Source organism: Streptomyces sp. NPDC086549, from assembly GCF_044746205.1.
GTDB lineage: Bacteria > Actinomycetota > Actinomycetes > Streptomycetales > Streptomycetaceae > Streptomyces.
The window spans coordinates 136,095-149,157 of sequence record NZ_JBIVBS010000016.1 but is presented as its reverse complement, the minus strand read 5'-3'; the positions used below and the strand labels follow the sequence as shown (position 1 = coordinate 149,157).

The 13,063-nt window shown below is 71.1% G+C and carries 11 protein-coding genes; 6 read left to right on the top strand and 5 right to left on the bottom strand.

Features of this window, described 5'->3' with window-relative positions; translation table 11 throughout:
* Positions 1-40 precede the first annotated feature (40 nt).
* The 6 genes from ACIPSA_RS38580 (at position 41) to ACIPSA_RS38555 (ending at position 5,596) form a co-directional block, all read left to right on the top strand.
* Positions 41-712: a leucine-rich repeat domain-containing protein gene (locus ACIPSA_RS38580; protein ID WP_402643566.1), complete on the top strand. Its 672-nt coding sequence runs from the start codon at positions 41-43 to the stop codon at positions 710-712.
* Positions 713-779: 67 nt separating this feature from the next.
* Positions 780-1,754, top strand: a complete 975-nt coding sequence (locus tag ACIPSA_RS38575; protein WP_402643564.1) for a MerR family transcriptional regulator — start codon at positions 780-782, stop codon at positions 1,752-1,754.
* A 91-nt stretch (positions 1,755-1,845) separates the two neighbouring features.
* Complete coding sequence (locus ACIPSA_RS38570) at positions 1,846-2,523, top strand: hypothetical protein (RefSeq protein ID WP_402643562.1); 678 nt, start codon at positions 1,846-1,848, stop codon at positions 2,521-2,523.
* Between the two features lie 150 nt (positions 2,524-2,673).
* Entirely contained in the window at positions 2,674-2,919 is a 246-nt protein-coding gene (locus tag ACIPSA_RS38565) for a ferredoxin (RefSeq protein ID WP_402643559.1), read from the top strand.
* Complete coding sequence (locus tag ACIPSA_RS38560; RefSeq protein WP_402643557.1) at positions 2,909-4,297, top strand: NAD(P)/FAD-dependent oxidoreductase; 1,389 nt, start codon at positions 2,909-2,911, stop codon at positions 4,295-4,297. Before ACIPSA_RS38565 ends, ACIPSA_RS38560 begins: the two co-directional genes overlap by 11 nt.
* A gap of 66 nt (positions 4,298-4,363) precedes the next feature.
* Positions 4,364-5,596, top strand: a complete 1,233-nt coding sequence (locus ACIPSA_RS38555) for a cytochrome P450 (protein WP_402643554.1) — start codon at positions 4,364-4,366, stop codon at positions 5,594-5,596.
* 58 nt (positions 5,597-5,654) lie between these two features.
* Here the strand turns inward: ACIPSA_RS38555 and ACIPSA_RS38550 are convergent, their stop codons facing one another.
* The 5 genes from ACIPSA_RS38550 to ACIPSA_RS38530 all read right to left on the bottom strand — a co-directional run bounded on the left by ACIPSA_RS38550 (position 5,655) and on the right by ACIPSA_RS38530 (position 13,028).
* Positions 5,655-6,551 (bottom strand): YhjD/YihY/BrkB family envelope integrity protein, encoded by an 897-nt coding sequence (locus tag ACIPSA_RS38550; protein WP_402643552.1) that lies wholly within the window; start codon positions 6,549-6,551, stop codon positions 5,655-5,657.
* 221 nt (positions 6,552-6,772) lie between these two features.
* Positions 6,773-8,797 carry a trypsin-like serine peptidase gene (locus ACIPSA_RS38545; protein ID WP_402643550.1) on the bottom strand — a complete coding sequence of 675 codons (2,025 nt, stop codon included), beginning with the start codon at positions 8,795-8,797 and terminating at the stop codon, positions 6,773-6,775.
* Between the two features lies 1 nt (position 8,798).
* A complete protein-coding gene (locus tag ACIPSA_RS38540; RefSeq protein ID WP_402643547.1) occupies positions 8,799-10,655 on the bottom strand; it encodes a peroxidase family protein in 1,857 nt (618 codons plus the stop codon).
* Positions 10,656-10,716: 61 nt separating this feature from the next.
* A complete protein-coding gene (locus tag ACIPSA_RS38535) occupies positions 10,717-12,627 on the bottom strand; it encodes a GMC family oxidoreductase (RefSeq protein ID WP_402643544.1) in 1,911 nt (636 codons plus the stop codon).
* Positions 12,624-13,028, bottom strand: a complete 405-nt coding sequence (locus tag ACIPSA_RS38530; RefSeq protein WP_402643541.1) for a hypothetical protein — start codon at positions 13,026-13,028, stop codon at positions 12,624-12,626. The genes ACIPSA_RS38535 and ACIPSA_RS38530 overlap by 4 nt, the downstream gene beginning before the upstream one ends.
* Positions 13,029-13,063: the final 35 nt, after the last annotated feature.

The window sequence follows — 13,063 nt, the reverse complement described above, 5'->3', positions numbered from 1 at the left end:
CGCGTGCTTCGAGCAGCACCGGAGGGCTCCGCAGCCGAGCGTGAGCTTCCACCCCGAGCGGCAGGACACGTCGGCACCGGGGTGGCGGCACCTGCTGGCGTTGATCGAGGAGGCGGCGGCCGACGAGCGCGAGGAGTTCAAGCCCCTGGTCGAGCTGAGCGCGGAGGAACGGCGCCAGATCATCACGCTGCCGCCGTCCATCGCCCGGCTCAAGGCGGTACGGCACCTGGTGCTCTACGGCAGCAATCTCGTCCGCATCCCCCCGGAGATCGGCGCCATGGAGAGCCTGGAGGAGTTCAGCCCGTACACATCGCACCGACTGCACTGGTTCCCCTACGAGTTGACCCGGTGCGCGAACCTGAGACGCAGCACGGTCAGTACACGCTCGATCTACGGCAACTTCAAACTGCGCCCGCACTTCCCCCTGTTGCCACAACCGACGCCCCGGACAGCGGAGTTCGACCCGGGCCGCCTCGACCCAGGAGCCTGGGGCGCGGAGACGATCCCCTCCTGCAGCGTCTGCGCCGGGCCCATACCCGCGTCCGGAGTGCACCAGGTCTGGATCTCCCTGCCGGTGGCCACCGACGTGCTGCCCCTCCTGGTCAACGCCTGCTCCCGGACATGCGTCGACTCGCTGCCCCGGCCGCCCGCGAACCACGTCGCCACTCCCCATCGTGGCGGGCCCACAATTCACCAGCCCCCTCCGCGCTGAGATCCGCCGGAACCGGGGCACGGAAGGGACTTGAGTCTCCCGTCGGGGGAGACGCGAAGGTGGGGCCATGGACGGCGGCACGCTCTACTCGATCGGTGAACTCGCCCGGCGCACCGGGCTGACGGTCAAGACGATCCGGTTCTACTCCGATCGCGGCATCGTGACGCCGGCCGACCGCACACCCGCCGGATACCGCCGTTACGGCCCCGACGCCGTCGCCCGTCTCGCTCTCGTACGGACGCTGCGCGAACTGGGACTGGGCCTGGAGACGGTCCGGCGGGTCGTGGACCGGCGACTCGCGCTCGCCGAGGTCGCCGCGGAGCACGCCGCGGCGCTGGATGTGCAGATCCGCATCCTGCGCCTGCGCCGGGCGGTGCTGACGGCGGTGGCCGAACGGGAGCCCACCCCCGAGGAGATGGAACGCATGCACCAGCTCGCCACACTGTCCGAGGCCGAACGCCGGCATCTGATCGACGACTTCCTGGACTCCGTCTTCGACGGCCCCGGCCCGGGCGGCCCCGAGGGCGTACCCGGCTTTGCCGCGGCCCGCCGCTCGATGACTCCCGAGCTGCCCGACAGCCCCTCGGACGAACAGGTCGGAGCCTGGGTGGAGCTGGCGGAACTGTCCCTGGACCCGGACTTCCGCGCGAGCATGCGGCGCCTTGCCGAAGGCCACGCCGCCGAGCCGGCCGGCGACGGCCCGGTGACGCCGCGACCGGACGTCGTCGCCGTCGCCCGCGATGTCGTGGGCGCGGCCGTGGCATCCGGAGTCGACCCGGAGTCACCGCGGGCCGATTCCGTCGTCGCGACGCTCACGGCACGGTGCGCGCCCGTCCACGGCCGCGTCGACGACGCCGAGGCACACCGCCGGCTGCTGCACCGGCTGGAGGCCGCGAGCGATCCTCGCAGGGACCGGTACCTCCAGCTGCTCGCGCTGGTCAACGGCTGGCCGGCCCCGGAACGGCTGGCGCCGCTGCTCGACTGGTCCGTTGCGGCCTTGCGCGGCCGGGCGCCCCGTCGACCGGGCGGTCATGTGAAGTGACGGTGTGCCGTTCGGCGGTCCCTGGGTGGCGACGCCGCGGGTGAGGCGGCTTGCTGGTGCCGGGGACCGCCGGACAGGAAGCGAGCCGCGCATGCAGAGAACGGCGCCGAGGGACCAGGCACTGCAGACCCCGCGGGCCGCCGGGCTGGCGGGGATCCTCTTCGCGCTGCTGTTCGCGGCGGCCATCGTCCTGATCCGGCTGGGGATTCCCCAAGGCGCCGACGGGGTCACCGCCCAGGGGTTCACCGACTCCGCGCACCGCAGCGCGGTGCGCGCGGCCCTCGCGCTCGTGCCGTTCGCCGGCATCTTCTTCCTGTGGTTCATCGGCGTCGTACGAGCCCATCTCGGCGACGCCGAGGACAAGTTTCTCGCCACCGTCTTCCTGGGAAGCGGGCTGGTCTTCACCGCCACGATGTTCGGGGCCGCCGCGGCGGCCGGTGCCCTCCTGGCCACGGCACACCCCGCCGGCACCACTCCCGCACTGCCCACCTGGGACTTCGGCCGCCACTTCGCCTACACGCTGATGATCGGGTACTCGATGCGGATGGCGGCCGTCTTCACCGGCTCGCTGTCGGTGCTCGGGCATCGCCTCGGAATCCTGCCCAGGTGGCTCACCCTGCTGGGCTTCCTCACGGCGCTGACGCTGCTCTTCGTCGCGCCGGGCGTCGCCTGGTCCGAGCTGGTGTTCCCGGCCTGGTCGCTGGTACTGAGCGCGTACCTCCTCGTCGTGAGCGGCCGCGCCCGGCCCGGGGCCGTAGCGGCCCCGTGACACGGGCTCACTCGACCGGCCGGTCCCGGCGAGCGCGATGCCCGCCCGGTATCCATGCTGAAGGGCGGGAGATGACCGCCGTCCCGAGGCGACTGCCCGCCGAGCGGGTGGAGCACCCAGGGACCTGGCCGCCGAAAGGGCGGAGCATCGATGAGGCTTGTCGTCGATCTCAACAGATGCCAGGGATACGCGCAGTGCGCGTTCCTCGCGCCGGACGTGTTCGCCATGCACGGCGAGGAGGCACTCGTCTACGACCCGAGGGCGCGGGAGGAACAGCGGGAGAGACTGGCCCGCGCCGTCGCCGCCTGTCCCGTGCAGGCGATCACCGCCGACGGCCTGGACGGCACGGGTGACGTGCCCGCGGGATCCGCCGGGGAGTCCTCCGATGGTCACTGACTACCTGGACTGGCTCAGGCGCGAGGGCCGGATCGTCATCGTGGGCGCCTCGCTGGCGGGCCTGCGGGCCGCCGAGACGCTGCGTGCCGAGGGCTTCACCGGTTCGCTCACCATGATCGGTGACGAGCCGTACGAGCCGTACGACCGGCCCCCGCTGTCCAAGTCGGTCCTGCTGGGCAAGGCGGACCCGCTCCACACCGAACTGCCCCGGCGCCGCGAGATCGACGCGAAGTGGCGCCTCGGTGTCGCCGCGACCGGTCTCGACATGACCGCGAAACAGGTGCGGCTGGCCGACGGGGACGAGGTCGAGTACGACCGCCTGCTGATCGCGACCGGGGTGCGCGCCCGGCCCTGGCCGAAGGAGTCGGAGGCGCAGCTGGACGGCGTCTTCACGCTGCGGACCCGCGGCGATGCGTCCGCCCTGTACCGGAGACTGAAGGCCGGGCCGCGCCGCGTCTTCATCATCGGTGCCGGATTCTCCGGGTCGGAGATCGCCTCGGCCTGCCGGGAGATGGGCCTCGCGGTCACCGTGGCCGAACGCGCGGGCGCGCCCCTGGTGGGAGCCCTGGGCGGGGTGATCGGCGCGGTGTCCTCGGAGATGTACCACGAGAACGGTGTGGACCTGCGCACCGGTGTCATGGTCACCGGTCTGGAGAGCGACACGGTGGGCCGGGTGAAGGCCGTCCATCTGTCCGACGAGAGTGTGGTCGAGTCGGACCTCGTGGTCGTCTCGCTCGGCTCGCTGCGCAACACCGAGTGGCTGGCCGGGTCGGGGCTCGGCGCGGGTCCCCGGGGCATCGCCTGCGACGCGGGCTGCCGTGCCTTCGACTTCCGGGGCATCGTCACCGACGACATCTTCGTCGCGGGCGACGTCGCCCGGTCCCCGCACGCGCTGTTCGGCTACCAGTTCCTCTCCCTCGAACACTGGGGCAACGCCGTCGCGCAGGCCGAGATCGCCGCGCACAACATGATCAGCTCCAGCGCGGAGCGTCGCCCCCATCTGTGGGTGCCCGCCTTCTGGTCGTCGCAGTTCGGCGTGAACATCAAGTCGGTCGGCGTCCCGCCCATGGGCGAGCAGATCATGATCACGCAGGGCTCGCTCGCCGAGCGACGTTTCGTCGGCGTCTACGGTTATCAGGGGCGCGTCATCGCCGCCGTGAGCTTCGACAACACTCGGTGGCTGGAGTTCTACCAGCGGCAGATCGAGGTGGGCGCGCCGTTCCCGGTGGAGTATCCGACGGTGGACCGCCGTCCCGAGGGCCGCCAGCCGGTCCCGGCCGACTTCCCCGACCCGTCCCTGCCGACCCACGGCCCGACCGTGACCCTCAGCGGATACTCGCCTGCCGAGCGGCAGTTGGTCTTCACTCCGGGCCACTGAGCGGCGCCCACCCGCCGCTCCGCGGACCTTCACGTCCCACAGACCTTCACGCCCCAAGGACCCCGCATGACGCACCCCTCGCTCCTGCGCCAGATCACCGATTTCGCGAACCGCGCCAACCCGTATCCGCTGTACGAGGAGCTCCGCAAGACCCCGGTGCTGCAGGAGGAGGAGGGAGGCCCGTTCCTCGTCAGCTCGTACTGGGACATCGAGGGTCTGCTCCACGACCCGCGGGTCAGCTCCGACGCCAGTAACCTCGTCGCCCCGGGCGACGACGAGCTGTCCGGGCCGGAGGCGACGGGGCTGCCGCCGAGCTTCATCCGGCTCGACCCGCCGGAACACGACCGGCTGCGGCGGATCACCAACAGGTCTTTCGGCCCGCCGCACCGGCCCACCCGCGTCGACTCCATGCGCGGCGAACTCGCCCAGATCGTCGGCGACTTGATCGACGGATTCGGCGACGCACGGCAGATCGACCTGGTCGACCAGTTCGCGTACCCCTTCCCGGTGACCGTGATCTGCCGGCTGCTCGGCGTGCCGCGCGAGGACGAGCCGCGCTTCCGTGCCCTGGTCGACCCGATCGTCGCCGGTCTGGACCCGGACACCCGGACGAGCGCCGACTCCGCGCGGGTCGCGGCGGAGGCACGGCTGCAGCTGGGCATGTACCTGAACGGTCTGGTGGAGCAGCGCGCCAGGGAGCCGCGCGACGACATGCTGTCCGACCTGGTGAACAGCCATGGTCCGGACGGCGCCATGACCACGATGGAGGTGCTCAGCACCGCGACGCTGTTGCTCATCGCCGGTCACGAGACGACCGTCAACCTGATCACCAACGGCATGCTCACCCTGCTGCGCCACCCGCAGTACCTCCAGCGGCTGCGTGACGACCCGGGTCTGTCCGTGAAGATCGTCGAGGAACTCCTGCGTTACGAACCGCCGGTGCAGCTCGTGCCCCAGCGCACCTGCATCGCCGACATCGAGCTGCGCGGGGTGACCATCCCGAAGGGTTCCCGGATCTGGCTCGTCCTCGGTGCGGGCAACAGGGACCCGGAACGCTTCCCCGACCCCGACCGCTTCGACCCGGACCGCGAGGACATCCGGCACCTCGGCTTCGGCAGCGGCATCCACAGCTGTTTCGGCGCCCCGCTGGCCCGCCTGGAGGCCCAGATCGCGCTCACCGAACTCGTCCGGCGCCTCGACAACCCCCGTCTGGTCGAGGACCCGCCGCCCTACCGTCCCAACGCCGTCCTCCGCGGCCCGCGCCACCTGAACATCACCTTCGACGACCTGCGTCCCTAGGCACCTGGTTCCCCTGGTCCGCCAGGTACTCCCCGTCCCCCTGGTCTCTTTGCTCTCTTTACTCCCCCAGGTCCTCCCCGTCCCTCTGGTCCCCCAGGTCCTTGTTCCGCCGGTGCGAGATCTGTTTCCGGGCCGACTGCCATCGGGAGCGCGCCTGCTCGACCACGCTGTCCCACTGGCCGCGGACCTCGCGCTCCGAGGGGCGTTGACCCTGGCCGATCCGGACGAGTTCGTCCCGTACCTCTCGGCCGAGCGCCGCCGACCCGACGAGGACGAGCATGACGCCGAAGAGGCCCGAGATCATCGCGAAGACGGCGCCGACCGAGCCGTACCGTGAGGCGTAGGAGTTGAACAGGCGCGGAAGGTAGACGCCCGCGCCCACCGAATAGACCCCCGTCAGCACGGACCCGGTCACCGCGAACGGCAGCAGGTCCGTCCAGGTGATGCGGGCCGCGGACAGGAGCCGGCCGCTCCAGAGGAGGAAGGCGGCCGTCACCGGTACGTCGCACGCCGCGGCCGCCAGCCCCAGTCGGCCCTGCCCCAGGGCCGAGTGCAGCAAACCGCTGACCGTCAGATAGACGCCCAGGGAGAGGATCCACCACAGCCCGTTGCGCGTGTTGCGCACGCTGAGCGGCTTGAGTTCCCAGGTCTGTTCGAACAGTCGCTGCGTGGCGCGTTCGAAGCTCAGCGCGGAGACGGTCAGGAACAGGACCCCGAACACACCCACGCTCGGACCCGTGTCCCCGGCCGGTGTGAAGAGGGCCCTGACCGCGTCGGCGCCCTCCCCGGTGAGGCCGTAGCGGCCGATGATGCGGTCGGCGATGTCCTCGTCGTGCAGGAAGGTGCCGAGGGCGGCACCGATGACGATGGCGAGCGGGATCAGCGCCGTCAGCGCGCTGGACGCCAGAGCCATCGAGCGGTCGAAGCCCACGATCTTCTGGAACCGGTTGACCATGCGCAACGCGAAGGCGGGACGCAGCCAGAACGTCAGCGTTCTGACGAGGCGTTCGCGACTGATCCTTGCCGTCCTGCCCTCCGGGAAGATCGGGACCTGCGGGGCGGCGCCAGCCTAACCGGCGATCACGCCCCTGGCCGGGGGACTCGCGTGCCCGCCCGATCGTCACCCGCTCGGTCCATCAACTGTCGACGCGAAACGGGACGCCGCCATCGGCTGACTCACCCGGCCACGAGACGGCTGCCGATCACCTCGGCGACCTCGGCGTGGGACAGGTACTCCACGATGCTGTGGGCCCGGTCGCGGGCGTTGAGGACGGCGATGTCGGTCAGTCCGTCCGCCCAGTCGTCGGCCAGCGGGCAGCCGATGGCCACCGCGTCCGTCGGGCACCACGCGTTGAGCCAGTCCGCCACGTTGTCGGGACGCTTCGCTCCGCCGACGAGCAGCCTGCTGTAGACGCTGTCCAGGCCCAGCGGGCTGCCCGCCGTGGTGAGGTGCACGGCGCGCACGCCGGGGGACAGCCGGGTGGTGAGGTCCAGGCCGACGACCGTGCCGAGGCTGTGGCTGACGAGGACCAGCTCTCCCTCGTCCGGCACGGTTTCGAGCACGCAGTCCAGGACCGCGTCCCGGATGCGCCGGTCGTCGAGGTACGCGGCCACGTCGCGGAAGACCAGGGCGATGGCCCATGCGTCGAGGTCGCTCCGGGCGGCCAGCCAGCTCAGCTGTTTCTGCAGTCTCCCCACGACGTCCGGCAGGCCGATCCGTTCGGTGGCCAGTTGCCTCTCCGGCGGTATGTCCCACTCGGAGGCCGCCTCGCCGATGATCTCCTCGTACACGGTGTGGGCCGTGGTGGAGGTCGGCGCGACCACCTCCGCGGCTGTGGCGGCTGATGCCTCGACGACCCGGGGGACGGCCTCGTGCGCGGTGAGGGCCTGCGCCAGCCGGTCGCCGTAGAAGGGGAACCAGACATCCGCGGGGTCGACCGGAGGCAGCCCGGCGCGGACGAGGCCCTGGTTGAGTCCGGCCGTCCACTCGCGCCGCAGCTTCTCGGGATCCTTGCCCTCCTGGGAACGACCGTGCAGGAAGACCAGATGCCGGTGGCCGCCGAACGCCCCGTCCCGGGCGCGCAGACCCGTGGGCGTGACGGCCTGACCGGCCGCCGGTCGCGGTACGGCCGCGACGGGCACCGCCGCGGCGGCGGAAACGGTCTCCGCCGCGCCCAGGCCGGACTCGGTACCCATCTGCGCCAGCAGGGGCGGGGAGGCGGGCGGCAGCTCGGCGAGATGCTTCAGGATGGAGCTGACGCGCACACCCTCGTTGGCCACCCAGTCGATGGCGTCGTCGCCGTCGCCGGGCTGCCAGACCTGTCCGTCGCCGCGCAGCACGCGGCCCCGGTCGTCGGTCCTGGGCACACCGCTGTGGTGCAGGGCCACGACCTCCCACTGGTCGTTGAAGACGGGAGAGCCCGAATTGCCCGGCTCGGTGTCCGTCTTGTAGTGGAGGAAGTCGTCGAGCCGAACCTGCAGCATGTTGTCGCGGACGGCGATCTCCTTCAGACGGCCCATCGGGTGCCCGACGATGTTGACCGGCTCGCCGATGACCAGCTTTCCCGGCTGGGCGCTGAGCCGGTTCCAGCCGAACGTCTCACCCGGGGGCCGGCCGTCGGCGCCCGAGGCGACGAGCACCAGGGCGAAGTCGAGGCGCTCGTCCGCCACGAACAACCCGCCGGGGTCGAGTTCCAGCCGGACCGCGGGCTGGGGTGTGTTGTCGACGGTCACCTGGGCGTCGAACTCGATGAAGCACTGCCGGGCCGTGTCCGCGTCGGGAAGCACGTGATGGTTGGTCATCAGCAGGCTCGGCGACACCAGGAAGCCCGTGCCGAGGGGCAGTTCGCGTCCGTTCTCCCGCACCGAGATGCGGGCCACCGTACGTGCCGCCCGGGCGCCGCGCGGCAGGAAGCTCCACGCCTGCAGCTCCTTGGACACTCCGAGGATGCGTTCGTACGCGGCGGACGCGGCCAGCGGTTCCGCACGTACGGCCTCCACCACCAGGGCTGCGGGCACAGCGTGCCGGTCGAGCAGGCGCGCGGCGCGGGCGGCGAGCGCCTGCTCCGAGTCGGGGAAGTCCACCCCGGCGTCCTGCTGCCGCTCCACCGCCCGCCGTTGGTCGGTGGTCTCGCGGTACCGCGTGGCCGCCGCCGCGACCTGGCGGTCCCGCTGCTCGCGGGACCGTTCCTCCGCTCCCATCTCAGATCTCCGTCCGTCCGGCGGAGTGCCACGGCACGAAGGCGTTCGTCAGCCCCGCGAGGGCCGTACGCAGCTCGGGGTGGTGGCGCAGCAGCACGGTGATCATGCTGTTGTCGTCGATCCAGGCCATGCCGGCCTTGGAGTACACCTCGGGCGTGTAGTACTCGGTGAAGAACCGGTCGCTGTTCAGCCGGCGCGAGGCCATCAGGATGAAGATGCGGAACGCGGTGTCGCTGAAGGCGAAACCGGCCGGCAGCTTCTCCGCGTACAGCCCGACCATCAGGTCGACCTTCTCGATGTCGCCGTCGTAGAGCCACTCGATCTGCTCGGCCCACGCCCGGTTCTCCGTCAGCTCCAGGAAGTTCGCCGCGGGCTTCAGCCGCAGCAGCCGCCGGAACTCGTTGTAGCGGGGGACGCCCAGCTCCCGGGAGCGCAGGATGTCGGTGGCGGCGAGGTCCTGCAGATGTCCGTCCGGGCGCTCGAACTCCTGAAGGAACCTGGGGAAGTTGTGCAGGGTGACCAGTCCGGGGTGGAGCGTGCCGAAGCTGTACAGCAGATCGGGCATCGCCGTGGTCTCCAGGAACTTCAGCGCCCCGGGGCCCGAGATGTCACGGAGGGTGCAGTGGCGCAGGGACGTGTCGTCGGCGGCGGCGCGCAGGTGCCAGTCGTCACGGATGAGCGGATGCATGCGGTAGACGGCGACGAACTCCTCGGTGAGGGCGTAGGGGACGCCGTAGTGGTCCGTCTCGCCGCCGGGGATGCCGCTGACGACCTCGCTGCCGCTGATCCGGCCGAAGAGGTTGTGCGCGCGTTCGCCCGCGATGCCCCACCAGTTGGCGCGCAGCGCCTTGACAGTGGTGGGGTGGCTGATCACGGCCGGCGTCCACTCCACGGTGTGGATCTTGGCCAGGAGGGCGGCGTTGACGAGCCGGGCGCGCTGGAACAGCTCCTCGTCACTCCACGAGGGGTACGCGGCGTGCAGGTGGTCGCAGATCGCGTTGTGCTCCCGGGTGAACAGGTCGTGCATCATCGCGAGGCCCAGCCAGAAACCGGGGACCTGGGACGGGTCCTGGGAGGGGTCCGAGGGGATCGGTGACTGCTCGTCGTCCCACAGGTGCAGTCGGCCCAGTTCACCGGTGCGCATCTGGCGCTGCTCGGCCTCGTTCCTGCCGTAGATCTGGGACGCGTCCCACCAGTGGGAGGACACGTTCACGCGGGTGTCGGGCGTGCCGGCGGGTGCCAGCGGGTCGCGGGTCGGGTCGTCCGGGGTCCGCATGATCTTCATGGGGTGTTCCGGCCACGGGTCGTCGTCCATGAGGGGGACTTCCCAGGGCCGGTCGGCGGGGCTGGTGCCGTGGCTGAACCAGTCGCGGATCATGAACTGCAGCCAGGCGGCGACCAGGGAGTTGACCGATTCGGCCGGGACCAGCTCGTCACGGGTGAGCAGCTCGCGGCTGACCTGGCGCGGGTTCGGCCTGGACAGCACGTCCGCGGGCGTGGCCGGGGCGATCGACTCCAGCGGGATGTTCCGGCCGAAGCGGGTGCCCGCCATGCCCATGCGTGGTTCGCCGAGGTCGTTGTGGCTGCCGTCGGCGGTCCGGTTGATCCGGTTGCCCGCGGACGGGGGAGCGGGTTCGGGCAGATCGACCGAGGGCAGGACGCCGGTGTCGTGGAGGTTCTTCTGCCGGAGCCTGACGCGCAGCCCGAGGAGCGTCAACAGGCCTGCGACAACAGGCAGTTTGTCCCAGCCGACACGGCGGTCGGTGTATTGGGCGAGGCCGGTGATGATCCGCCAGGGGAGCGACGTACGGTATCCGGTCGTTGTGGAACTCCGTGCGCCGCGTCGTTGCTTGCTCATCGCGATGCTCCTTCGCTGGCTCCTGGTCGTCTGGCGTAGGAGACGACGGGGCCGTGCCGGGTCAGGCGCGGGCCGCGTCGCCGAGGATCACGTCGCTCGCCTTCTCACTGATCATGTAGATGGGGGCGGCGACGAAGAAGCCGGGGATGCGGGGGAAGACCGAGGCGTCGACGATCCGCAGGCGGGCCACCCCGCGCACTCGGAAGCGGCTGTCGACGACGGCCGCGGGATCGTCCGCCCGCCCCATCCGGCAGGTGCAGGAGGCGTGGTGGCCCCAGGCCTCGTCCCGGACGAAACGGCGGACGTCGTCCCGGCTGCCAACCTCCTCGCCGGGCCACAGCTCCTTGAGGATCACGGATCCGGCCCGGCGGTTCATCCCGCGCACGAACTCCACGGCCCCGGCCATCGCCTCCAGGTCCAGGCCGTCCCGGTCCGTGCCCTCGGTGAAGTAGTGGAAGTTCACCAGCGGGGTGTCACGCGGGTCGGCGGAGCGCAGTCGCACCCGGCCTCCGGTGTTGCGGGTGCGGCTCTTGAGGACGGCCCAGGTGAAGCGGTCCTTGTGGCGCGTCAGGTCGAGCGAGTAGCCGGGACGGTAGCCCCGGAAGTCGAAGGGGCCGCCGAAGATGAACAGGTCGGGAGTGTCCAGCTCCGGCCGGGACTTGCGGGTGATCCCGACGACGGCGCCGTTGGTCGTGTACAGCCCCTCGCCGCGCTGCCAGGCCCGGTAGCAGCGGTCCGGTTCGGTTCCCGGCCGCGGCGCGTGGAAGTCGCAGTCCCTGATGACCGGGAAATCGCGGTCCATCTGGCTGACCACGCCGACCTCGTAACGGTCCTGCAGATTGGCGCCCACGCCCGGGAGGTCGACCCGTACGGGGATGCCGTGCGGTTGCAGCTCCGCACGCGGTCCGATGCCCGAGAGCATCAGCAGCTGGGGTGTGTTGAAGGCTCCGGCGGCCAGGATCACCTCGCGGGAGGCGAAGACCCTGCGCCGTACCGGGGGCCCGGTGGCCGGTGCGGCGGCGGGGTCGGCCGTGTAGGCGTGCGCACCGTCCAGGTAGTCGACAGCGGTCGCCGCGCCGCTCCCGTCCAGAACGACCCGGGCCGCCAGGGCGTTCGTCCGGACCACCAGGGTGTCCGGATGGCTGCGCTGCACCGCCTGGACACGCTCGCGCACGGCACTGCGTCGGCCGTTCGCCGTGGAGAGGGGGATCTGCCACAGGCCCTGCAGCGCATGTGTCTGTGCCCGCCAGTCGTTGGGATCGACGAAGGAGCCGAGTCCTTCCAGCGGGGACAGCGGCCGGTCGAGGAAGTCGGCAAGGGCTTCCTCGGCGGCGGAGAGGAGGATCTTCAGCAACTGCTCGTCCTGGACGGCCAGTTCCGGGTCGGCGAGGGCGGTCGGCAGCCAGCCGTCGAATCCGTGCCGGGCGTCGTTGCGGTACCGGGCGGCGACGAAGGGCAGACGTCTGAGCAGCGCGGTCAGCGCCGCGCTGTCGGGGGGCTTCTTCGGCCTCGGCCGGTATGTGCAGCGCTCCAGCCGTTCGAAGTACCGGCGCATGGCCGTGCTGTGCCACGACGTGTCGCCGGTCTCCTCCGCGATGGCGTCCCAGTCGCGGTTGTACGGATACACGGTGATCAACGCGTGGTGCGCGGTGCATCCGCCGACGGCCGCGGCGCGCGGGTAGAGGACGCCCCTGCCCGGGACGAGCTTGCTGTCGCGCCGCTGTTGTTGTTCGTCGGCGTAGTGCCGTACGAAGTAGTTCCAGCACTGTACGGGGTCCTCGGAGGCGTCCGCGTGGAAGGCCGGCACCAGGTAGTTGTCGTTCTGCTCGGCAGCGCCGGCGTCGAGCAGCAGGGTGCGCATGCCGGCGGCCGCGAGGTTGGCCGCGAGCGGTCCGCCGCCCGCGCCGGCACCGACGACGACGTAGTCGAAGCCTGTCTCGGTGGGGGGAGCGGCACCCGGCTCCGTGGTCACGTCCGCCTCCCCTTCAGGGGGTTGGCGAGCGAGGTGGCGGCCAGGACGGTGTTGGCGGCGGAGATGAGGGTGGTCAGTACCGCGGTGCGGCGCGGGACCTGGCCGCTGATGCCGAGCATGGCCGCTGTCGCGGTGTCACTTCCGTGGATGAGGACGGCCTCGGACAGATCCTGTCGCAGCTGTTCGCCCTCGTGGGCCAGCAGGGCGAGACCGAGAAGGATCGTACGGATCCCGAACAGCCGGAAGGCGTAGACGGCCGCCGGGCTGAGGGGCTCGCGGTCGGGTTCGAAACGACGGATGAGCAGGTCGGGTGCCAGCAGTCCGGCGGCGCCGTTGACGAGCCGTATTCCGGCGAGTGCGTAGACCGTGGCAGGGCGGGGTTCGGCGCGATCGGTGGCCATGTTGTCTCCTGAAGGTGCGTTGATTCCTGCGGTGA